We start from the raw sequence: 22,872 nt of genomic DNA, 5'->3' as shown, positions 1-22,872 counted from the left end.
GTACTACCACTCCCGAGAGCCTGAGCGGAGACCTCGCTTACTCCGTCGCCGTGACCGCCTCACCGACAGTGAGTTCCGGAATCGCATCGAGGACATGGACGGCGGCGTTTCCGTCCCCGAACGGTGTCGACCAGTCGCCGGCTTTGCCGCGCATCTGCGTTGCCGCCGCGACAATGGCGCTCGGCTCCCGACCGGCGACGCAGTTCGCACCGACAAACGCCGTCTCGGGCCGTTCAGTACCGTACCGGAGCGTTACACACGGCGTCCCGAGGATGCTCGTCTCCTCCTGAACCCCGCCGGAATCGGTGAACACTACGTCCGCCGTACTCTCCAAACGGAGGAAATCAAAGAACCCCAGCGGTTCGACGAGCCAGACCCGGTCCGGAACCGCGATACCGAACTCTTCGAGGCGGTCTTCCGCTCGGGGGTGTATCGGGTAGATGACCTCCCTGTCTGCCAGAGCGCTCGCCCGAGAGACGCCGCTGAGAATTCGCTCGAACGCGTCGCGGTCGTCGACCGTCTCTGCACGGTGGGCGGTCAAGAGGTCGAACTTCCCCTCGGTGACGCCGAGTTCGCTCAGAATCCGGCTTTCGCTCGCGGCTCTCTCGTCGTACGTCTGGACTGCATCCACGACCGTGTTCCCGGTAACCGTGATGCGGTCCTCTGGAATGCTCTCGTCCCGGAGTAGCGCCGCTGTCTCCTCTGTCGGTGGGAAGAGATGGTCGGAGATGTGGTCGATGATGACCCGGTTGGTTTCCTCGGGCATGTCCTCGTCGAAGCTTCGAAGCCCGGCTTCAACATGGGCCACGTCGGTGTCCATCTTGCTCCCTGCGAGTGCGCCCGCGAGCGTCGAGTTCGTATCTCCCTGAACGAACACGACTGCCGGTTCGACGTCGTAGAGTTCCTCCTCGACACCGGCGAGCATGGCTCCGGTCTGGGCTCCGTGGTCATCGGAGCCGACCTCGAGATTTGTATCCGGCGGCGACAGCCCGAGCTGTCGGAAGAAGACCGCGTCCAGCGAGTCTGAGTAATGCTGCCCGGTGTGGATCACGTGTGTATCGATGCCGCGCCGGTGACACTCCTGAATTACCGGTGCTAGCTTGATTATTTCCGGACGCGTTCCGAGAACGAAGCCGACGGTGCTTGCAGTCATTGTAGTCCCCGGTTTCGCAGATCGAGCGGCCGATACCGGTCGCATCCAGTCGGTTCCATACCGGTTCCGTGAGCGACCAACAGAATTGTTATAAACTTCCTACGCCGTCGGCTTCGCGCTCCATTGTATTGCCTGTCGGAGGCGTGCCTGGCTCAGATTGTCCGGACATCGAACCCATAGTCCGTCCACCGCTCCGCGTCGATAACGTCGACCGGGTCGACCACGGTCCGTCCCGACATCTTCGAACCGATAGCCTCCGGATCGAGGTCGGCGAACTCTTCGTGTGCCGCCCCAAATATCACTGCATAAGCGCCGTCAATTGCCGCTTCGAGCGAAACGAGTTGCAGCCTCGAATCCGTCGCTCGCGGGTCATGGATGGTAACCGAACTCTCTCCCCACCCGCCGTCCACGGCCGTGCGCGCCTCCGTTGTGACGTCTCCAAGCAGGTTTGCGACCTCCAAGCCGGGGCTGTTCCGGGTATCGCTGACGTTCCCCTTGTACGTGATTCCGAGGACAGCCACGGTCTTGCCGTGTAGTGTGCCGACGGCGTCTTCAAGCATCCTGATGACGTGTTCCGGCATCCGGTCGTTGACCTGGCTCGCCACGTCGAGGAGTTCTGTCGCACCTGTCCCGTCGCTCAGGAAGTGCGGGTCGACGGGGAGACAGTGTCCACCGACACCGGGTCCCGGGTTCAGGATGTCGACCCGTGGATGGTTGTTCGCGAGACTGATGGCGGACCGTACGTCGACGCCGTAGTTCTCGGCCAGTAGTGCGAGCGTGTTCGCGTACGCGATGCTGACGTTCCGCTTCGCGTTCTGTGCCAATTTCACGAACTCGGCGGTCGTCGGGTCAGCGGCGACGTGGATCTCGCCGCTGGTGAGCGGTTCGTAGAGGGTCTCGATGGCACTGACAGACGCCTCGTCGACGCCGCCGACGATTCGGTCGTTCGTCCGGAGTTCGCTGAGCGTGTTCCCCGGCATCACCGTTTCCGGCGTGTATCCTAACGCCACGTCGTCTCCGACATCGAGCCCTCCTCGGGAGAGAATCGGGGCCAGGACGCCGGTGGTCGTTTCCGGCGGGACTGTCGATTCAAGAACCACGGTGTCGCCTGGCCTAAGCACGCCCGCCACATTCCGCCCGGCGTCTTTCACGTAGGTGAGGTCCGCTTCGCCGTTCATTTCGTTGTACGGCGTTGGCACACAGATTACGTGTACGTCGGCCGGTCGCGGCTGGCGGCTCAGTGCTAGGTTCCCCTCCAGTGCGTCCTGCACGTACGATTCGAAGTCCGGTTCGCTGACTGTCGGTTCGCCCTCACTGAGATGCTCAATCACGTCCTCGTCGACGTCGAAACCGATGACTTCAGTGCCGTTGTTCGCGAAATGTGCCGCCGTTGCGAGCCCGATGTATCCGAGCCCGTGGACGCAGATAGTCACGTTTCCGAGGCCTCCTGTGGTTCCCCGAGTGATTCACCGCGCTGCCCTCGTTCCAGACAGTCCGGTTTGGGTTCGTGTCCCATTGGCCTACGAATGAGATACGGTACTCTTTGTTATGCAGAAGTTGTGTGCGGTCAGGGACCACAGAGACCGGGTAAACTCTGCCTGATGGACAGTGAGGCACAGAATAATAGCTGTCCCGCCGTCGCCTCGACAGCTACTGGCGGTACAGTTCCAGAGAATGGAGAATGATTCCAGTGAAGGAGGCGAGGATGCCGGTGATGGTGAAGGTAGTACTCGCCAGCGCGTGCCCGAGCGGGAAGGTCCCACTTTGGAGATAGTTGAACATCGTGAGGTACGTGAACACGAAACCGACGAGAACGAAGCAAACGCCGGGGACGCCGAGCAACATAATCGGATGTTCCCGCTCGACTGTCCGAATGATGTTCCCGACGAGCGTAAGTCCGTGTTCGACCGGACCGAGATTGTTGGACGCCTCCACGTCGTAATCGATCGTCGTCGGCACCTCCGCGATCTGATAACCGTTCGAGTGGGCGTGGTACAGGATGTTCGTGCTCGCATCCATCCGATCGCCGATTGAGCTGTCCGAAGCCAGCGAGCTTATCGCCGCCTGGCTGTACGCCCGGAAGCCGCTCTGTGTATCACGTATCCGATTGGTCGGCGTGAAGATTCCGAGGCTGAGGTTGGTCATGAGATTGACCGTAAACAGCCCGAATCGCCTGTACAGCGGCATCTCGGTCTCGGCGGATTCATCGAACCGGTTCCCGATGACGATCTCCGCGTCCGATTCCCGCTGTCGTTTGATCAATTCCGGGATGTCGCTCGGGTCGTGTTGGCCGTCGGCGTCGAGGACAACCAGATAGTCGGTGTCGCTCCGATCGGCCTGCTCAAAGATGCTCTTGAGCGCCCCGCCGTACCCAACGTTATGCTCGTGTTCGTACACCGTCGCACCAGCTGCCTGCGCGGCCTCGACGGTTTCGTCAGTGCTCCCGTCATCGACTACTAGGACTGTGTCGGCGAACTCTCTGGCCGACTCAACCACGCTTCCGATCATTCCCGCTTCGTTGTACGCCGGGATTCCGACCATGACGGTCGGCTCCGGGTCAGTGACCGGTTCGACGCGGGCGTCGATAGTGAACTTCTCGGTACTGTTCAGCGCCTCGCGGCTCGCCGGGAGATTGACCGACCCGTCCCCCCCGCCGTGGTACACGAGGCCCGGATATCCCGCCTGCTTAGCGTACCGTCGCAGTCGCTCGCGGGGAGTATCGCTTTTAGGCTGACTACCAGACGGGTCGACTACCTCTGCATCGAGCCAGCGGGCGAAAGCGAGTGCCTGCGGGTCGGCGTCGACAGCCGCCGTGACGATTGCCTGATGTGCCCGCGAGTGTATCCGGAGGATTTCGGCTGCTATCCACTCGGCGTTTGAATCGGTCGCGACCAATCCCACTGCGGGCAAGTTCTTCGAAACCTCGCGGATACCGTCGCTCGTGGCCGATTGCTGGATTCTGTCAGACATTTCAGCCACACTCCCGGACCGCTCTCGACGGCGGTCGCCCGGTGTGGTCGTCCACGAGCTCCGGTACGCGTGTTGGCATCATTGTGTCGGGTAGTGGACTCCGTTGTGCTCCGCTGTGTACGAGTTGACATATTGTTATTCCCAGCTTTCCGAGGGCAGCGCTATTCTACGCCATCCGCAGTGAGCAGGTAACAAAGATTACTACTGCTCGGAGCAGGCTGGCGTATCCCCAAAGTAGCCAAAACGCGATTCAGACTGGTAAACAGCCGCTGATACACTTTTCCCGGTCCCGGACGACGGCCGTATGCGTACGAATAACTTAACCCATGAAAACCACGTCTCCGAACGACATGTCTACGGAAACTGTCAGCGACCGTCGGGTACTGGTCACCGGAGGTGGTGGGTTCATCGGGAGCCACCTGGCAGCGGCACTGGCTGCGGACAACCACGTGCGAGTTCTCGACGACTTCTCGACAGGGCGACGGGCGAACCTCCCCGACGACGTGACCGCCATCGAGGGCGACGTTCGGGACAGGGCGACGCTCGATGCGGCGATGGAGGGCGTCGACGTCGTGTTCCACGAGGCAGCGATGGTCAGCGTCCCAGAGTCAATCGAGCAACCGGTCGACTGCCACAAGCTGAATGGCACGGCGACCGTCGACGTGTTCGACTGCGCTCGACGGCAGGACACGCGGGTGGTGTTCGCATCCAGCGCAGCCGTGTACGGCACCCCCGACGACGTTCCCATCGGGGAAGACGCGCCGACTGAACCAAACAGCCCCTACGGCTTCGAGAAATACCTGGGGGAGCAGTACGCACGGTTTTACACCGAGCAATACGGCCTACCGACGGTGCCGCTACGGTACTTCAACGTCTACGGTCCGCGCGGCCTCGACGGAGAGTACGCCGGCGTCATTGGCACGTTCGTCCGTCAGGCCCAGGCCGGCGAGCCGCTCACGGTCGAGGGCGACGGGACACAGACGAGGGACTTCGTCCACGTCGACGACATCGTGCGTGCGAATCTGCTCGCAGCTACGACGGACACCATCGGCCGGCCGTTCAATGTTGGAACCGGACGGAGCGTCACGATAAACGAACTCGCCGAAACGGTCCGGGACGTCGTCGGTATGGACATCGCTGTCAAGCACGTCCCCGGTCGTGCGAACGACATCCAACAGAGCGAAGCGGACCTCAGTGACGCACGCGAACTGCTCGGGTACGAACCAACGTTGTCCCTCCAGAAGGGCCTTGAAGCAACGCTCGACACCGTACGGACGTGAATCACTTTTCCACGATCGAACCCGTATCGGAAGGACGGTGCGAGCAACCTGATACCCGGCGGTTCCCCGAGTACAAGATAATGTTAGGAGTTTGCTTATGACAGCTGTTCGAAGAGAGGCGGTACCGGAGATGGAATAGCTCCAGTTAGCCACGTGTAAAACGGTCTCTAACACGCTCGCATATCGAGACTAGCCCTTCGATCCGACGGTACACACCCACTGCTTGCCGGGGAGATCCAATCGATTGACCGGATACTGGCCCGTTTCGGAGCGAAACTCTTCCGGGAGGCTGTGTTCTACCGATTTCGAGTTGCAGTGATTCTGACTACCGTGTGGCTGTCCGCGCATCTGGGTGTCTATCTATAAAATATCGACCCAGGTTCCGACTAGAGACTAGTATCCGTTCCACATCCGCACTCATATACGAATCCTAACTACTCATCGGGACCATCGAACACTGGTATCCACAATCTCGCGTGTGACTACCCGGCGTAGACCGTTCGATGGCAGCAGGGGGTGAAACAGTGGAACTCGCGTCTGAGCCAGACGTTTACCGGTCCGGATGGAAGCAGTCGTATGATTCGCAACCGGGGCACTAGCTGCCAGCGATGCACACGGGGTTGCACTCGATTGCATCGAGGCCACCGTAGACGCGGCCCGCCAGCAGTCGCCACTCGTCAGCCGTCAGCCGCGACGGTGAGGCGCTGACATTCCGTGAGAACCGTACGACCTTAGCAACTACACCGCGGTCGTCATTTCGGCAGCGGGAAAGCCCAAGCGATGTGACACGGGCGCTCGAATCCATTCTCGGCGACTGCCTCGGCGGTGGCCACGGCGTCGTCGAGCGGGCTATCGACACCGAAACCGTCCGGAGTTCGGTCGGGGACCATCCATTACCGCAGACCGGAACGTTGCGGCGGCTACCGATATTCTCGAAACCGTTGACGACTACGTATCAAGATACGCTTGATGTGTTTGATCACTACCAGTGGTTATACATCCGCCACCTCATTATATCCAAATATCGTTACTCTCTAACGAGATAGCTCACAGATAGATGTATCCATCACAGATACAGTACCATATAGTGTCTCAATCGCGGTATAGCGGCTTCAACGGTGTGTGGTTGTCGTCGGGTCGAGCAATACCCGGGAGGCAAGGGGTTTTGTGGGTCCTCTGAGAAACGCCGACAACGGACCGATGGACGACCAACCCGGTGCACCTCCGGATTCAGAGATTGTAACATTGCTCGAACAAGGAGAGGAAGCTGACGCACTGACAGCACTTGAGCGGCTTTCGACGGCCGGAGCGGCTGATCAACAGACGTGCTTACGCTCACTCAAAGCGGCTGCCGACGACCGGCCGGAACTGTTCGACGGCGTACTGACATCGCTCACCGAGTTTTTGCAGAACAGCGAGCGACCAACACGGCTCACGACAGCGAAATTGTTCGTCACGGTCAGCGAGAGTGTGCCGGACAGCGTGGTTCCGGCTGCCCCGACGCTTGCCGAGCGACTGGCGGATGAGTCGGAGTTCTACTACGTTCGCGCCCGGTGTGCGGAGGCGCTGGGCTACGTCGCCGTCGACCATCCCGATGCCGTCGTTTCGCCTGAGGTCGTGGCAGACTTGCGCATTGGCCTGGAGTTCGACAAACCAGAAGTAACAGAGAAATTGGCGAAGGCTCTGGCCCACGTCGCCCTGGGTAGTCCGGACAGACTCCGCTATCAGGTCGACTCGCTCGCCGAACATCTTCGAGCCGACAGCGAACTGGTCCGATATCACCTGAGCACAGCTCTCGTCGTTATCGGCTCTACGTGCCCCGAACAGCTTACAGACGCCAGGGAAGCACTCGTCTCGTGTCTCGAAAACGAAAGCAGATACGTCCGTGGGCGGGCGGCCGAAGCGCTGGGTTTGCTTGCCGGCACTGATAGCATGGAAGCGTTCCCGCAAGCACAACTCGAAAGACTCGCTGCGGACGAGAAGTTTGTTGCAGAGCGAGCCCAGTTCGCTCTCTGTCAATATCGCGGGACGGAATCTGCTGACGACTTCACAGGAATAGCCGAGAGAGATGCAATCCGCACGCAGACAGCCGACATTGTCTCGGAAATCCGGATGCCGGAAGCCGATGGCGGGTGCCCACACTGCGGGCTTTCGCTCCCCGAATCCGATCCCCCGCTGTGCCCAGGCTGTGGCACCCCATTATGAGGATCCAGTCGGTTTTCCTGCAGTTCTCACAGAAACCACATATCCCCGTCTCTGGCAGGGCCACGGCTGCAGTAGATATCTGGTGCTACGTCGTCTCGTACCAGTACGCATCAGATCCATCTACTTCTGTGGGAAATCGGACGTTGCCGGTGGGACACACCGCCTCGAATGAAACAGGTGTATATCTAGCATTTCTATAAACGAATATGATGTATATGTTTAGAGTTTAAAACATCATAGTTTTATATTTGATGATGGGCGAGGTAAGAGATCAATAGCCGCTGTTGTAGCCGGTTCGGCTGTCCCCATATAGCACCTTGCTATTCACATCTGCTGTATGTTCTGCCATAGAGAACACACGTGATTGACAGCAGTATCACTCACACGATGGTGCTTAATCTCACACTCAGTGCAGGGGAGGAATAAAGTAACCACGATCCTCGCGAGATTACCTCTGATGCCGGGGTGACCGCGAGGGATCTCTTCAACGCATGAAGATCAGGCGTCGCCGGTAGCGGCCTGGCAGTGAGGACGGTTGTCCACTTCGATGGCGGCCACCGACAGAATAGAATAACAGTGGTACGTCTGTTATTCCAGGACCCATTAATTCGATGTAAGAGTCACTTGAATGGATTTTGTCGTGCTGAGGACTTGCCCGGTGATGTCCTCCCTGAGATATCGGCCGTTTAGGCGTTCAACAGGGCCAGCGATCCCCAGTGCAGCGACCCGATTGCCACTGACGTCAGAGAGCGGGGCGGCGACACCGATAATCCCTTCGTACTGTTCTCCTCTGCAGAACGCTATGCCGTCGTCGCGGATTCGGCGCAGTTCCTCGGTGAGTTCGTCCTGATCTACGATGGTTGCGTCGGTCGGCGCAATAAGCTCTGTCTCATCGAGAATCGAGTCGACGCGGTCACTCGGAAGCGACGCCAGCAATGCCTTTCCCATGGCATTGACGTGGAGTGGCAACCGTTCGCCCGCATGGAACGGGACTGACCAGCCGTCCGTAGGTTCGGAGATCGACACCGGGACGCCGGCCGTTTCTTCGAGGACGAACAGCGTCGTTGTCTCCCCTGTCGCCGCCGCGAGATTGTCCAATTGCTGTTTCGCTGCCTGATAGAAACTGAGGTTGTCACGCGTTCGCTCACCGAGAGACAACGGGCGGAGCGATGCCTCATACTTCTCTGCGCGCTTGACCACGTATCCGGCCGCACGTAACGTCGAGAGATGATTGTGGGCGACGCTTTTGGACACCCCGACGGTATTAGCAAGCTCTGTCACGCCGACGGGCCCCGTCGCGTCAACAAGCGCTTCGAGGATAGCGACGGACGTTTGGGTCGCTTCGACCGCATACTGTGGTTCGTCAGTCATTGGATGTCATTTCAACCCGTGCTGTAAAAAGTCTGTTCACTAGAGCAGAACAGCCACAACCATGTGAGCCAATATCACATTGAATCCTACATTATTTATTAGCTTGGACAGGATTGCTACGACGTCTAAATACCGAAATTTACTCGTTCTGCTTTACAGAACGGATGTGTCCAGCTCGTAGCTAACTCACCAACGTGTAGAAAACGTCCGCTTCAGGGCGGCCAGGCCACTTCAGGTGCAACAGAGTCGTGGACGATTCGGCGGAGCGCGGTCACGACGGCGGCTGGGTCCTGGGTTTGCCAGACGCTACGTCCCATCACGAGACCGCGGGCCCCGGCCGCCATCGCACCGGCAACGTCCGCAAGCATCGTGCCGACGGGTCCCGGCGACGGACCGCCGAGAATCATCACTGGGACCGGCGCGTTCTCGACAATAGGCTCGAACGAGTCTCGGTCTCCCGTGTACGGTGATTTGAGAATGTCGGCACCGAGTTCCCAACCGATCCGACAGACGTTTGCGACGTACTCGGTGTCTGTTTCGAAGCGGTCGGGAACGTCGTTCCCCCACATGACGGTCTCCACCATGTGTGGGACGCCGGTGCCCCGCAGGGACTCGGTGATCTCCGTGATGTAGTTGACGTTCCGCTCGAACGACTGGCTATCCTGCCGGCCGAAGGCGAGTACCGACTTGACGCCAACGGGGTCACACGCCAGCAGCCGGTCGGTGTCAAACGCGTGCTGTTGCACCCAGGGGCCGGTATCTTCGCCGGGCCGACTCGAGGGTGACACGAAATCCGCAGTCACGAGGACCTCTGTCGACGAAGCGGCAAGCGTGTCGGCGAATTGCTCGGCGAAGTACGGTCCGACGAGCACGCCGTCTGGTTTGCCTGCAAGCACCGCGTCAAGTGTGATCTGAGGGTCTTCGAACCCGTTGATTGCGCCCATACCGATACCGTGGTCAAGCGCAACGACGACCGCGTTTCCGGACGCGGTATCGAGGAGGTCGTACTCGCTCACTCGGAGTCCCCTGGAACGACTACTTTCTTCAGCCCCTCAGCGTTGCCCATCCGTTCAAACGCTGTCGGGAGGTCATCAAGCCCGATACGTTCGGTGATGAGCGTCTCTGCGTCGATGCGTTCGTGCCTGAGTAGTGTTATCGCTCGCTCGAAGTCCTCAGTCGTCAGGGAGAACGAACCGCGGTAGTCGACCTCGTCGAAGAAAACATCGAACGGACTGACTTCCATCGTCGCCTCCTGGTCGGGGACGCCGAAGATGAGCGTCGAGCCGCCGGGCGCGGTCACAGCGTTGGCCTGCTTGATTGTCGGGACGAGCCCGATGGCCTCGGCGCCGACGTCGACAGGTCCGCCGGCCGCTTCGGGGATCGCTTGCTCCGGGTCCGCCTCGTTGGGATCGACGACCGCGTCCGCACCCAGGTCGGCCGCAAGTTCGCGCCGTTCGTCGTCGAGTTCGGAGACGACGATGGGAGCAGCACCCGCGTTGCGGAACGCCTGGAGGAGCAACAGGCCGATCGGGCCGGCACCGATGATCCCGACGCTGTCGCCGGGTTTGATGTTAGCTTCTTCGACGCCGTGGATACAGCAGGCGAGCGGTTCGGCGAGGGCGGCACGCTCGAAGGACATATCGCCGATGTCTTCGACGTTGATGGCCGGGACGCGAACGTACTCGGCGAAGGCCCCATCGAGGATGGTGTCGCCGGCACCGCCGATGCTCGTGTTGTTCTCACAGAGATGCGTTTCCCCCTTCTTGCAATACGAACAGGCGTTGCAGGGCACGGTGGGATTGATCGCGACGCGGTCGCCGACCGCGAACGTGTCGACGTCCTCGCCGACTTCCGCGACGGTCCCCGCGCCTTCGTGACCCAGTACCAGTGGCGTTTCCGCGGCGAAGGTGCCGTGGTACATGTGATAATCGGTCATGCAGACGCTGCAGGCACCGACCTGGACGAGGACTTCGTCAGCAGCCGGGTCCGGTCGGTCCCGTTCCTCGACGGTGATTTCGCCGATATCGGTCAACGTACTGGCGCGCATCAGTCGTCCTCCGACGGTCGGGTCACAGTCGTCACTACAGCAGTACCTCGGTCGTGAGTTGGTGTGGGTCGGGTCATGGGTGCTTTGGGCCGTACCCGTTGTCACTGGTCCATCTGATCTGGACGCACAGCGGGCTCGGCCACGATCCGTACCATCGATATTTTCGGACCGCGTATTAAAATCTTGCTACGGTTTCCCGTAATCGGGCGACGGGTAAATTCGTGGCTAGAAGCGTCTCCGTTCTGTCTACCGTCGTATCTCACCCAGTGAGATGAGTATTCTACCTTACAGATGATTACCTTTATTATGCATCGGTAATTCGGTAGTGACGAGGCAAACTGGCATGACCAATTCCAACAGGCGGACGTTTCTGAAAGCGACAGGTGTCGGACTACTCAGCGGTCTCGCCGGCTGTACAAGAGGTGGCGATGGCTCGGATGGAAGCGGAAGTGACGGCTCAAGTGATGGTAGCGATGGCGGAACCAGCACTGACGGAAGCGACGGTGAGCTCGCGATTCCGCTCAGCGAATACGAGAACGCCGATATCGACTGGCGACAGTTCGAGGGATCCTCGATCAATATCGGGGCCGTCCAGCACCCCTGGGTTTCGGCCATCAAGCCGGCAGTCCCAGTCTTCGAGGAACTGACCGGAATCGACGTCGTCTGGAACGTCCTGCCCGAACAGCAGTTCCGGACCAAGCGCCAAACGGACGTCAGTACCGGTGCCGGACAGTTCGACGTCTTCTACATGGACCAGGTCGTCAACCAGTTCCGCGAGGAAGGCTGGATCCAGCCGCTCGACCCGTTCTTCGAGGACGACAGCCTCTTCGACGAAGACTGGTACAACACCGACGACCTCTTCGAGGCCTCGCGGTGGCAGGCCCACGGTGGCGGTTACAGCGACACGTGGACCGGGATGCCGATTACCGTCGAAGTCCAGACGCAGTTCTACCGCAAGGACCTGTACGAGAAACACGGGCTGGAGGTCGCCGAGACGCTCGAAGAGTTCCGCCAGAACGCGAAGACCATCCACGAGAACGAGTCCGACGTCGTCGGCACCGTCGGCCGTGGGGACAAGGGTTACGGGATGAACATCTACATCCTGAACACGTTCCTGCGCCAGAACGGCATGGAGCTCTGGGACAGCTTCCCGGACGATTCCGGCCTCGATTCAGACGGCGTCATCAACGCCGCTGAGTGGTACGTCAGCCTGCTGCAGGACTACGGTCCCGAAGGGGCCTCGACCCAGACCTGGTCGGACGTGCTCTCGACGATGCAGGAAGGACGCGCCGGACACATCGTCTCCGACGCGAACCTGTTCTGGCCCGGTCTCACCGGCTCTGACTCCTCCGTTGCGGACAAGGTCGGCATCGCGAAGGTACCCAGTCCGGCCGACGGCCAGTTCTCGCCCAACGCGTTCAACTGGCAGATCTCCACGTCGAAGAACGCACAGAACTCCGAGCAGGCGTTCCTGTTCATGGTGTGGGCGTCCTCGCAGCCGACCAACACCTGGATGCACGTCGAGGGCGACGCCGCGTTCTCCGTCCGGCAGTCCGTCTGGGAGAACGACGAGTTCCGCTCCCGCGTCGGCGAGAACTTCGCACAGGTCACGCTCGAATCCCTGCAGGAAGCAGCACCGGACCCGTTCGACCGGAAGTACCCCGAATGGGGCCAGCGGTACTCCGAGGAACTGCAGCGCGCCATCGCCGGCCAGAAGTCCGCCGAAGAAGCGATGACGCAGGCGGCATCGATAGCCGAGGACATCTACAGCAACTAACCCCCAGTCCTATCTAAGCCACAACACTACCCCACCAATGAGTACACCAACGCAAACGGAAACGACATCCAAATCGACCTTCGCCAGGCTCCGGGACCTGTGGAACGACTACCTCCCGTACTGGTTCATGGCACCGATGGTGGCGGTGATGGTGATGATCACCTTCTTCCCCGGTGCCTACGACCTGTATCTCAGCCTGATCGCGGAGCCGACACTCGATGTATTCGCAGCCGATTTCGTCGGGCTGTCTAACTTCGAGACGGCCTTTACCCGCGGCGGCGCGATCCACTCGTTCGTCATTACGATTACTGTCGTCGTCAGCGCGCTGCTCCTCGAAACCGTCCTTGGGTTCGTCCTAGCCGCGCTCGTCGCCGGCGTCGGTTCCGACCGGACGAAGTCGTTCTATCGGGTGCTGTTCATCATTCCGATGGCCGTCGCGCCCGTCTCGCTCGCGACCATCGGCCGGATCATGCTGAACAGCGAGATCGGCATTATTCCATACGTCATAAACACCGGAACGCCGTTCGCAGCGCCGAATTTCCTCTCTGAGGTGCCGCTGCTGACGGTCATTCTCCTGGATGCGTGGAACTGGACGCCGTTCATGTTCATCATCTTCTACGCCGGCCTCTCGTCGGTGCCGAAGACGCTCATCGAGGCGTCCCGCGTCGACGGAGCCCCGATGTGGCGGCGATACGTCCACGTCATCATCCCCTACATGAAGCCGGTCGTGTTCGTCGCGACCCTCATCCGGTTGATCGACCTGTTCCGGACGTTCGGCGTGGTGTACGGGCTCACTGGCGGCGGGCCGGGGACGGCGACCCAGCTCGTGAGCATCAATATCTACGAACAGATGTTCATCAACAACCAGATCACCGTGGCCGCAGCGATCGCCATCGTCTACCTCGTCCTCGTCGTTGCACTGTGTAACGTCATCATTGCGAAGGTCGGCTTCGAGGGGGTGTGGGACTGATGGCGACGACAGACGGCGACTCCGCGACTGCGTCACAGCGACTCGACAAGGACACGCGCGAGAAACTCGTCACGGCCGTTCGACACACCATCCTGCTGACGTGGTCGTTCATCGTGCTGTTCCCGCTGTACTGGCTCGCCTCGATGTCGCTGAAACCGCCCGGAACAGCGAACTCGCTCCCGCCGGACTGGATCTTCCTGCCGACGGTGTACAACTACATCCAGTTGCTCCAGAACTCCGGGTTCGTCGGGGCCTTTGCCAACAGCCTCATCATGGTGTCAGCATCGGTCGTCCTCGTGCTGTTGATCGGCGTCCCCGCGGCGTACGTCCTCTCGCGGTACGACATCCCCATGGAGCGGGACGTGCTCGTGTGGATACTCTCCTCACGGATGCTCCCGCCGATTGCCGTCGTGCTCCCGTTCTTTATCATCTTCCGGGAGCTCAACCTGTTCGACACGCGAATCGGGATGGTTCTGATGTACGTGAGCATCAACCTCTCGCTCGTCGTCTGGGTAATGAAAGCGTTCTTCGACGGCATCCCCGAGACGCTGGAGGAGGCCGCACGCGTCGACGGTGCGACCCAGTTCCAGGGCTTCAGAAAGGTCGTCCTGCCGGCGGCCAAGCCCGGCATCTTCTCGGTCGCCATCATCAGCTTCATCTTCGCGTGGATCGAGCTGCTGTTCGGGCTCGTGCTGACGAGCTTCGAGGCCGTGCCGGTGACGCTGTTCGTCTACTCGTTCATCGGCTCTCGCTCCATCGAGTGGGGAATGCTCGCGGCCGCATCGACGGCGATGATCATTCCGGTCGTCGTCTTCCTCATCGCGGTCAACAAGTACCTCGCTGCTGGACTCAGCTTCGGCGTGGTGATCAAGGAATGAACGCTGTGGTATCGCCACGACAGGTATCGCTCGCTGACTACACCCCCGCGGCGGGAATAAGTAGCCGCGACACGGAGGCACGCTAATGGCTCGTATCACAATCGACGACGTTACGAAACGGTTCGGAGACGGAGATGAATCGATAGTTGCGGTCGACGACGTCTCCCTGGACATCCGCGACGGCGAGTTCATCGTCTTCGTCGGTCCGTCCGGGAGCGGGAAGTCGACGCTCATGCGCATCGTCGCGGGACTGGAAACGCAAACCGAGGGCGACATCCGCATCGGCGAGCAGGTAGTCAACCAGCTCGGTCCGCGCGCGCGGGACATCGCAATGGTGTTCCAGAACTACGCGCTGTACCCCAACATGACCGTCGAGGAGAACATGTCCTTCGGGCTGAAGATGTCCACCGACATGTCTTCCGGGGAGATCGAGGAAGCCGTTACGTCCGCCGCCGAGATGATGGACATCGACATGCTGTTGGACGACAAGCCCGGTGAACTCTCCGGCGGGCAGCAACAGCGCGTCGCGCTCGGTCGGGCCATCGTCCGGGACCCGAACGTCTTCCTGATGGACGAGCCGCTGTCGAACCTGGACGCGAAGCTCCGGGCTGAGATGCGGACGGAGATCAACCGGCTCCAGAACGACCTGGACGTGACGACGCTGTACGTCACCCACGATCAGACGGAGGCGATGACGATGGGCGACCGGCTCGTCGTTCTCAACTACGGGGAACTCCAGCAGGTCGGCACGCCACTGGAGTGTTTCTACCGCCCGGCCAACCAGTTCGTCGCCGGCTTCCTCGGCTCGCCGTCGATGAACTTCTTCGAGGGCGCGGTCGAGGGCGGGACGCTCCGCGCGGACGGCTTCGATTTCGACCTGACCGAGCAGATGCAGTCCGCTGTCGGCACTCGAAACGACCTCGTCCTCGGTATCCGGCCGGAGGACATGACGCTCCACGACCGGGCGAACTCGGGCCACGAGTTCGAGGCCGTCGTCGACGTCGTGGAACCGATGGGGAGCATCTCCTACGTCTATCTGCAGGCGCGGTCTCAAAGCCACGACCAGACGTTCATCGTGGAGACGGACGGGCAGCGCCCGATCAGCGAAGGGCAACACGTCTACGTGGAGATCCCCGACGAAGACGTCCACCTGTTCGATCCCGCCAGCGGCGAAACGATCCACCAGCGCCAACTCGGTGAAGATGCCGAAATGGCGCTCGAAGAGCAGATGAAGCCCGCCGAGTGACGACAGGCCGTTCGCTGTCCTCCCACTACCACAGCTACCTACCGATTCACTATCCACGACAGATGACAGACCAAGACATTTCACACTACGAGACGCGTAACGCTATCTGCGAGTACGGCCTGAGCCTGCTCGAAGACGATCTGACCACGGGCACCGGCGGGAACCTCAGTGCCCGACTCGACGAGAACCACATCGCGATCAGCCCGTCGGGAATCCCCTACGGGGAGATCGAACCCGAGGACGTTCCGGTCGTGCACACGGACGGGACTGTCGTCGAGGGCGACGCCGAGCCATCGACGGAGCTGCCGATGCACCTGGCCGTCTACCGCGAGCGTCCGGGAGTCGGCGGCGTCGTCCACACCCACTCTCCCTATGCGACGACGTTCGCCTCGCTCGGCGAGTCGATCCCAGCTTCGCATTACCTCCTCTCGTTCACCGGGACGGAGGTGCCCGTCGCCGAATACCGGACACACGCGACGGAGGAACTCGGCGAAGCCGCCGTCGACGCGCTGGGCGAGTCGTTCAACGCCACGCTGTTGCGCAACCACGGCGTGTTGACGGCCGACGAGTCGCTGGACGACGCCTACACGGTCGCGCTGATGGTCGAGTACTGCGCGCGCATCCATCATCAGGCCAGGGCTATCGGCGAACCGGAGATCCTCCCGGACGAGGAGATAGACCGGCTGGCCGACAAGCTCGACAGCTACGGGCAGTGACCACCCGTGTCTGTCCTACCTGACCCATGAACCACGTCGCTATCGACATCGGCGCGAGCGGCGGGACGGTGTTCCTCGGCGAGGTGACACAGTCGTCGTTCGACGTGCGTGAAGTCCATCGGTTCGATAACCGACCGGTCGAACGGGACGGTCGCTACGTCTGGGACGTCGACGCGCTGGTCGACCACATCGGAGATGGAATCCTGGCCGCCGACGACTACGCCGACGGCCTCGATACGGTCGGTATCGACACGTGGGGGCTCGATTTCGGGCTCCTGGCCGACGGCGAACTGCTCCGTGATCCGGTCTCCTACAGAGACCCCGATTCGACGGCCACGCGCGAGCAAGTCTTCGAGGCTGTCGGGAAGCGGCGGCTGTTCGACGCGACCGGCATCACGAACTGGAACACGCCGAACACGCTGTGGCAGCTTCACACCATCGCCGAGCGCGAGCCCGACCTCCTCGACGCGAGCGACGGGCTGCTCATGATGCCTCAGCTCCTCTCCGCGAAGTTGGGCGGCCGCCCGGCGGGCGAGGTAACGATAGCGTCGACCACGCAGATGGTCGACCCCGAACGGCGAGCCTGGGCCACCGACCTGCTCGACGAGCTGTCGGTTCCGACGGGCCTCCTCCCGGACCTGTCCGAACCCGGGCAGTCCATCGGGGCTGTCGACGACGGCGTGGTCTCAGGGCTGTCTTCGACGCCGGAGATAGTGACGCCGGCGAGCCACGACACGGCGTCGGCCGTCGCCGGGCTCCCGCTGGTCGAAGACGCCGCGTTCCTCAACACGGGCTCGTGGTTCGTCCTCGGCGTCGAGCGCGACGAGCCGGTACGGACGGACGCCGCCTTCGAACAGGCCGTCTCGAACGAACTCGGCGTGGACGGGTCCGTCCGGCTCCTGAAGAACATCAACGGGTTCTTTCTGCTGGAGGAGTGCCGCGAAGCGTGGCGCGATGCAGGTCAGCCGGTTGATTACGAGACGCTCCTGTCGGCTGCCGAGAAAGCCCAACCGCGGACCGCACTCGTCGATACCGATGCCGACAGTTTCGGCATCGACGAGCCGATGCCCGACCAGATTCGGGACTACTGTCGCCGAACGGACCAACCGCTCCCGACGGGCCAGGGCGGTATCGTCCGCTGTCTCCTCGACAGCCTGGCGGCGAAGACCGCACTGGAACTCGACGCGCTCGCGGCAGTCGTCGAGGACTCTCCGTCGCGTATCGTTCTCGGCGGCGGGGGCGTCCGAAACGAACTGTTCTGTCAGTTACTCGCGGACGCCACAAACCGGCCAGTGTCGACTGGCCCGGTCGAGGCGACAGCTGTCGGCAACGTTCTCACGCAGGCCGTCGCCACCGGAACGGTCTCTGACATCGAAACCGGGCGGCAGTTGGTCGAATCGGCCTTCGAGACGACTACATACGAGCCACAGGCTGGTGGTGAGTGGGCAGACGCAAAAGATCGGTTGGCCGCACTGACCGACGCCTCGTCGTCCGAAGCCTGATTCCCTCACCGCGAGGTGTAGCCGCCGTCCATCACGACGGTCGACCCCGTCATGTACGACGACGCGTCCGACGCGAGGTAGACGACGAGTTCTTTCAGTTCCTCAGGCCGACCGAGACGACCCATCGGCGTGTTCTCCAGCCACGTCTCCTCCATCTCCGGGCTCTCTTCGAGCACCTCGTCGACGAGTTCGGTCCGCATGTAGCCGGGCGCGATAGCGTTGACGCGGACCCCCTGATCGCCCCATTCGACGGCCAGTGACTGGGTCAGCATCCTGACGCCGGCTTTTGTCGTGTTGTAGCTGGCCTGTTTCTGCGGGACGTTCACGTCGAACCCCGACATCGACGAGATGTTCACGATGCGTCCCTCACCGCGGTCGAGCATCTGTTGGCCGACGTGTTTGGCACAGAGGAAGACGCCGTCGAGGTTGACCGACACGACCCGCCGCCAAGACTCGATGCTCGTCTCCTCCGCGGGGGAGTTCTCGACGATGCCGGCGTTGTTGACCAGGACGTCAATCGGCCCCAGGCGGTCGGTCACGTCCTCGACCATCGCCTCGACCGAGGCTTCGTCCGTCACGTCGACCTCAGTCGCGATGACGTCCGTCTCGCCGTCCAGTTCCGAGGCCGTCTGTGCTGCCTTCTCCCCGTTCACGTCCGCGATAGCGACGTCGGCACCCATCTCCGTGAGACCGGTCGCCATCTGTTTGCCGAGGCCCTGCGCCGCACCGGTGACGATAGCTGTCTCTCCGTCGAGGGAGAAACTGTCAAGTACACTCATGCGTACGCTTGGGTCTCCGACAGCCTCCAGCATAAATGTACGCCTCTCTCTGTCACGGCCCCCGGTGACCCAGCCCCGGCAGCCAGTCATTACAAGTACTCCCTCGCAGATAGCATAGCCATGCAAATCACCGACTTCGAACTGTTCGCCGTGCCGCCGCGGTGGTTGCTCCTGAAGCTAGAGACCGACGAGGGGATCGTCGGCTGGGGCGAGCCCATCGTGCAGGGTCGATTGGAGACAGTTCGAGCCGCCGTCACCGAGCTCATCGAGGCATACCTTCTCGGGGCCGACCCGCTCCGGACTGAGTACCACTGGCGGAAGCTCTATCAGAGCGGCTACTTCCGCGGCGGACCGATACTCATGAGCGCACTGGCCGGCATCGACCACGCGCTCTGGGACATCAAGGGGCGACACTACGGCGCCCCGGTGCACGAGCTGCTCGGCGGTCACGTCCGGGATAAGCTGCTGGTGTACCAGTGGCTCGGTGGCGACGATCCCGAAGACGTGGCCGCAGCCGCGAAAGAAGACCGTGAACGGGGGTACAGAGCGTTCAAATTCAACTTCGCCAGAGAGTTCCGACCCATTGAGACGCCCAACGCCGTCGACCATGCGGTCGAACGCGTGGCGGCAATCCGGGACGCCGTCGGTGACGATGCCTTCGTCGGCGTCGACTTCCACGGCCGCGTTTCCAAACCGATGGCCGCCGACCTCGTCCAGCGTCTCGAACAATTCGATCTGATGTTCATCGACCAGCCGCTGCTCCCCGAACAGGACGAGTCATTTGCCGACATCGCCGAGCGGACGACCGTGCCGATAGCCACTGGCGAACGGTTCTATTCGCGCTACGACTTCAAACAACTCCTCGTCGACGACGGGGTGTCGATAATTCAGCCCGACGTGACCCACGTCGGCGGCATCAGCGAGATGCGAAAGATCGCATCGATGGCGGAGGCGTTCGACGTGGCCGTCGTTCCCCACTGCCCGCTCGGTCCCATCGCGTTCGCCGCGAGTCTGCAGGTCGGCTTTTGCGCACAGAACGTCGTAATGCACGAACAGGACCTCGACCTGCACGCTCCGACGACGAGCCAACGGCTCAAAGTCCTGGAGAATCCGGAGACGTTCCGCTTCGAGGACGGGTACGTCAAGCGACCGACAGGCCCCGGACTCGGTATCGAAATCGACGAGGCCCACATCCGCGAACAGGCACAGACACAGGTCAACTGGTACAACCCCGTCTGGCACCACGAGGACGGGAGCGTCGCGGAGTGGTGACCTGGCGTAGTACCAGCCCGTGACGACCCACCCTGTGTATTTTTATGGTTATGTCACGTGCCCACACGTATGCGAACGGCTGTACTCCTAGAGCCGACTGAGTTCGAACTGCAGGACCGTCCCAGACCGTCTCCCGGGCCGGACGAGGTACTCGTCGCCGTCCGTGACGTCGGGATCTGTGGCTCAGACGTCCACTATTACGAACACGGTCGTATCGGCGATTACGTCGTCGAGGACCCGCTGATCCTCGGCCACGAGAGCGCCGGTGAAGTCGTCGAAGTCGGCGAGAACGTTACCGACCACGAACCGGGTGACCGCGTCGCGCTCGAACCCGGTGTTCCCTGCCGCCGGTGTGCCCACTGTAAGCGCGGCGACTACCACCTCTGTGAAGGGGTCCGGTTCATGGCGACGCCGCCACACGACGGCGCATTCGCGGAGTACGTCTCGTGGCCGGCCGACTTCGCCTACACGCTCCCGGAGTCCGTCTCCACCACCGAAGGGGCGCTGTGCGAACCGCTTTCCGTCGGCATCCACGCCTGTCGCCGCGGCGATGTCGGAACCGGTGATACGGTGCTGATAACCGGAGCGGGGCCGATCGGGCTGATGGTGATGGAGGCCGCACGGGCCGCCGGTGCGACTGACGTAATTCTGACCGACGTTGTAGAGGAAAAGCTGGACTTCGCCGACGAACGGGGCGCAGACCTGACAGTTAACGTCACCGAGAGGGACCTCAACGCGTCGGTCGCCGAATACACGGACGGCGTCGGTGCCGACGTGGTCGTCGAAGCCTCCGGCGCGGAGCCGTCGATACAGTCGACACTCGACGTGGTCCGTCGGGGCGGGACGGTCGTACTCGTCGGCTTGGCAAGCGAAGCGGAGGTCCCCCTCGACGTGCTGGAGCTCATCGACAACGAAATCGACGTCCACGGCTCGTTCCGGTACAAGAACACCTACGACGCGGCTGTCGACCTGTTGGCCGACGGTGAAGTCGACGTCGAGGGTATAGTCGACTTTGAATCCGAACTCGAAGACATTGACGATGCGTTCCGCCGAGCGATGGAGCCGACTGCGGTCAAGGGGATGATATCACTTGATTCGTAACCGACACTGCATTGGGAAAATTATCGTGAAGATCCCGGTATGATACCCAAATAAATATTACTGGATCTTGGTAGTAATTCTATCAACCCGTTGTACGAACGACCCTGGCACACCTCTGAAGTAATCGATGAGGTGGTGTATTGTATGAAAGTGTGGGTTGAAGACGTTTGAATCCCATCAATTTGGGATTCTGGATGATCAGCAGGGCCTGAAGTAGACACTCTCCGAGCGACACTCAGTATCAACATAACAATTAAAGCGAAATGAAGTATTCTGTCTAACGTAGGTTTTCTCAAAAATATTGGTTTTTGTATATTTAGTATGCCTAGATAGGACGGTCCATCAAAGTGGCATGCCCGAGTGAGATACCCACACACTGTTAGTAGCCGAACGATTATACCCCGCAACGGTTGTGAGCGGATATGGACCTCTCAATCGTTGATCTCTCTCCGGTCCCGAATGATGGAACTGCGACTGACGCGTATGCGAACACCGTCGACGCAGCCCAGCAGGCCGAACGCCTCGGCTATTCCCGGTTCTGGGTAGCGGAACACCACGGGATGGGGGACAAGCTCGCCGGAACAACACCCGAGGTACTGCTCGGCAACCTCGCCGCCGAAACCGACTCGATCCGGCTCGGATCGGGGGCGGTCCTCCTCAACCACTACAGCCCGTTCAAAGTCGCGGAACTGTTCGGCTCTCTCGACGCGCTCGCTCCGGGACGCATCGACGCAGGGCTTGGACGAGCCAACGGCTCTCCAGCCGTCGACCGAGCACTCGGGACAGACCGCCGTGTCCGGAACCCCGACGAAGACCACGCCGAAAAAATCGAAGCCGTCGTTTCGCACCTCTACGACGGCTACCCGGACGGACACGCGTACAGTGATCTCGAAATCCCTCGTTCAGATGCGGACACACCTGTGCCGTGGGTCCTCGGATCAAGTCCGTCGAGCGCCGCGCTGGCCGGCGAACTCGGCCTGCGCTACTGTTTCGCCGCGTTCATTCGACCGGAGTTGGCCACCCATTCGTTTGAGGAGTACCGGAACCACTTCGAATCCTCGCAGTTGGCCGGCAGCGTCGACGAGCCACAGGGAATGGTCGCGGTGAACGCGGTCTGTGCCGAGACCGACGCGGAAGCGGCGCGGCTCCGCGCCGTGGCCGAAGCGTCGTTCAAGCGGATGGAGCGAGGGGTCGTTGGCACGACTCCATCTGTCGAGGAAGCGATCGACGAACTCGGAGCGGTGCCCGAACCGACGCCTGCCACGCTGGATGCCGGTGAGTGGCCACGAGCCATCTCCGGCAGTCCGGAGACACTCGATGCCCTTCTCGAACAGCTGTCTGATCGCGTCGGAGTCGACGAGGTGATGATCCAGCACGTCGTCGGCGACCACGCTGACGCGCTCCGCTCCCATGAGTTGCTCGCAGACGGTGTTGGCCTCACACCGCGCTAGCCCCTTCTACAGGAGAAGAACGAGAACGGATCGCTGTTTTTCAGTTGCCGATATCCACGTTGTACAAGAAAAATCCCACTCGAAGGAGATTTCTTGGGTTTTAGTGTTTTATCTGCCATACGCAGCTGTATATATGCCCAATCCAGATATATTC

Annotated in this window: 19 protein-coding genes; 11 read left to right on the top strand and 8 right to left on the bottom strand. The window is 61.1% G+C overall.

From position 1 onward, the window contains the following. Nucleotides 1-37: 37 nt before the first annotated feature. The 3 genes from wecB to C444_RS19145 all read right to left on the bottom strand — a co-directional run bounded on the left by wecB (nucleotide 38) and on the right by C444_RS19145 (nucleotide 4,123). Entirely contained in the window at nucleotides 38-1,153 is a 1,116-nt protein-coding gene (gene wecB / locus C444_RS19155) for a non-hydrolyzing UDP-N-acetylglucosamine 2-epimerase (RefSeq protein WP_004594738.1), read from the bottom strand. Nucleotides 1,154-1,305: 152 nt separating this feature from the next. Next, nucleotides 1,306-2,586, bottom strand: coding sequence for a nucleotide sugar dehydrogenase (locus C444_RS19150; RefSeq protein ID WP_004594736.1), 1,281 nt, complete (start codon nucleotides 2,584-2,586; stop codon nucleotides 1,306-1,308). A gap of 217 nt (nucleotides 2,587-2,803) precedes the next feature. Next, nucleotides 2,804-4,123: a glycosyltransferase family 2 protein gene (locus C444_RS19145; protein WP_004594735.1), complete on the bottom strand. Its 1,320-nt coding sequence runs from the start codon at nucleotides 4,121-4,123 to the stop codon at nucleotides 2,804-2,806. Between the two features lie 350 nt (nucleotides 4,124-4,473). Here C444_RS19145 and C444_RS19140 point away from each other — a divergent pair, with 350 nt between their 5' ends. Beyond that, nucleotides 4,474-5,403: an NAD-dependent epimerase/dehydratase family protein gene (locus C444_RS19140; protein ID WP_049909628.1), complete on the top strand. Its 930-nt coding sequence runs from the start codon at nucleotides 4,474-4,476 to the stop codon at nucleotides 5,401-5,403. Nucleotides 5,404-5,998: 595 nt separating this feature from the next. Here C444_RS19140 and C444_RS21915 read toward each other — a convergent pair. Next, nucleotides 5,999-6,208: a hypothetical protein gene (locus C444_RS21915; RefSeq protein ID WP_152420834.1), complete on the bottom strand. Its 210-nt coding sequence runs from the start codon at nucleotides 6,206-6,208 to the stop codon at nucleotides 5,999-6,001. 395 nt (nucleotides 6,209-6,603) lie between these two features. Here C444_RS21915 and C444_RS19135 point away from each other — a divergent pair, with 395 nt between their 5' ends. After that, a complete protein-coding gene (locus C444_RS19135; protein ID WP_004594733.1) occupies nucleotides 6,604-7,608 on the top strand; it encodes a HEAT repeat domain-containing protein in 1,005 nt (334 codons plus the stop codon). Between the two features lie 603 nt (nucleotides 7,609-8,211). Here C444_RS19135 and C444_RS19130 read toward each other — a convergent pair. The 3 genes from C444_RS19130 to C444_RS19120 all read right to left on the bottom strand — a co-directional run bounded on the left by C444_RS19130 (nucleotide 8,212) and on the right by C444_RS19120 (nucleotide 11,026). Beyond that, the gene (locus C444_RS19130; RefSeq protein ID WP_004594732.1) at nucleotides 8,212-8,979 is read right to left on the bottom strand and encodes an IclR family transcriptional regulator; all 768 of its coding nucleotides are present in this window, start codon (nucleotides 8,977-8,979) and stop codon (nucleotides 8,212-8,214) included. Nucleotides 8,980-9,191: 212 nt separating this feature from the next. After that, the gene (locus tag C444_RS19125; protein ID WP_004594731.1) at nucleotides 9,192-9,995 is read right to left on the bottom strand and encodes a class I fructose-bisphosphate aldolase; all 804 of its coding nucleotides are present in this window, start codon (nucleotides 9,993-9,995) and stop codon (nucleotides 9,192-9,194) included. After that, nucleotides 9,992-11,026 (bottom strand): galactitol-1-phosphate 5-dehydrogenase, encoded by a 1,035-nt coding sequence (locus tag C444_RS19120; protein ID WP_004594730.1) that lies wholly within the window; start codon nucleotides 11,024-11,026, stop codon nucleotides 9,992-9,994. The genes C444_RS19125 and C444_RS19120 overlap by 4 nt, the downstream gene beginning before the upstream one ends. Before the next feature lie 343 nt (nucleotides 11,027-11,369). Between C444_RS19120 and C444_RS19115 the strand changes: the two genes are divergently transcribed. The 6 genes from C444_RS19115 (at nucleotide 11,370) to C444_RS19090 (ending at nucleotide 18,115) form a co-directional block, all read left to right on the top strand. Beyond that, nucleotides 11,370-12,803, top strand: a complete 1,434-nt coding sequence (locus C444_RS19115) for an ABC transporter substrate-binding protein (protein WP_004594729.1) — start codon at nucleotides 11,370-11,372, stop codon at nucleotides 12,801-12,803. 37 nt (nucleotides 12,804-12,840) lie between these two features. Then, on the top strand, nucleotides 12,841-13,773 hold the full coding sequence (locus C444_RS19110) for a carbohydrate ABC transporter permease (RefSeq protein ID WP_004594728.1): 933 nt from the start codon (nucleotides 12,841-12,843) through the stop codon (nucleotides 13,771-13,773). Beyond that, a complete protein-coding gene (locus tag C444_RS19105) occupies nucleotides 13,773-14,651 on the top strand; it encodes a carbohydrate ABC transporter permease (RefSeq protein WP_004594727.1) in 879 nt (292 codons plus the stop codon). Before C444_RS19110 ends, C444_RS19105 begins: the two co-directional genes overlap by 1 nt. A gap of 85 nt (nucleotides 14,652-14,736) precedes the next feature. Further along, nucleotides 14,737-15,897 carry an ABC transporter ATP-binding protein gene (locus C444_RS19100; RefSeq protein WP_004594726.1) on the top strand — a complete coding sequence of 387 codons (1,161 nt, stop codon included), beginning with the start codon at nucleotides 14,737-14,739 and terminating at the stop codon, nucleotides 15,895-15,897. Nucleotides 15,898-15,959: 62 nt separating this feature from the next. Next, nucleotides 15,960-16,613 carry a class II aldolase/adducin family protein gene (locus C444_RS19095; protein WP_004594725.1) on the top strand — a complete coding sequence of 218 codons (654 nt, stop codon included), beginning with the start codon at nucleotides 15,960-15,962 and terminating at the stop codon, nucleotides 16,611-16,613. 26 nt (nucleotides 16,614-16,639) lie between these two features. Beyond that, the gene (locus C444_RS19090; RefSeq protein ID WP_004594724.1) at nucleotides 16,640-18,115 is read left to right on the top strand and encodes a rhamnulokinase; all 1,476 of its coding nucleotides are present in this window, start codon (nucleotides 16,640-16,642) and stop codon (nucleotides 18,113-18,115) included. Nucleotides 18,116-18,120: 5 nt separating this feature from the next. Here the strand turns inward: C444_RS19090 and C444_RS19085 are convergent, their stop codons facing one another. Beyond that, entirely contained in the window at nucleotides 18,121-18,894 is a 774-nt protein-coding gene (locus C444_RS19085; RefSeq protein WP_049909627.1) for an SDR family NAD(P)-dependent oxidoreductase, read from the bottom strand. Nucleotides 18,895-19,014: 120 nt separating this feature from the next. Between C444_RS19085 and dgoD the strand changes: the two genes are divergently transcribed. The 3 genes from dgoD (at nucleotide 19,015) to C444_RS19070 (ending at nucleotide 22,718) form a co-directional block, all read left to right on the top strand. Next, nucleotides 19,015-20,166 carry a galactonate dehydratase gene (dgoD, locus tag C444_RS19080; RefSeq protein WP_004594722.1) on the top strand — a complete coding sequence of 384 codons (1,152 nt, stop codon included), beginning with the start codon at nucleotides 19,015-19,017 and terminating at the stop codon, nucleotides 20,164-20,166. Between the two features lie 69 nt (nucleotides 20,167-20,235). Beyond that, nucleotides 20,236-21,267: an NAD(P)-dependent alcohol dehydrogenase gene (locus tag C444_RS19075; RefSeq protein ID WP_004594721.1), complete on the top strand. Its 1,032-nt coding sequence runs from the start codon at nucleotides 20,236-20,238 to the stop codon at nucleotides 21,265-21,267. Nucleotides 21,268-21,689: 422 nt separating this feature from the next. Then, the gene (locus C444_RS19070) at nucleotides 21,690-22,718 is read left to right on the top strand and encodes an LLM class flavin-dependent oxidoreductase (protein ID WP_004594720.1); all 1,029 of its coding nucleotides are present in this window, start codon (nucleotides 21,690-21,692) and stop codon (nucleotides 22,716-22,718) included. Nucleotides 22,719-22,872: the final 154 nt, after the last annotated feature.

Origin of the sequence: Haloarcula japonica DSM 6131 (genome assembly GCF_000336635.1) — an archaeon.
Classification (GTDB): domain Archaea; phylum Halobacteriota; class Halobacteria; order Halobacteriales; family Haloarculaceae; genus Haloarcula; species Haloarcula japonica.
This window is presented reverse-complemented; position numbering and strand designations above follow the sequence as displayed.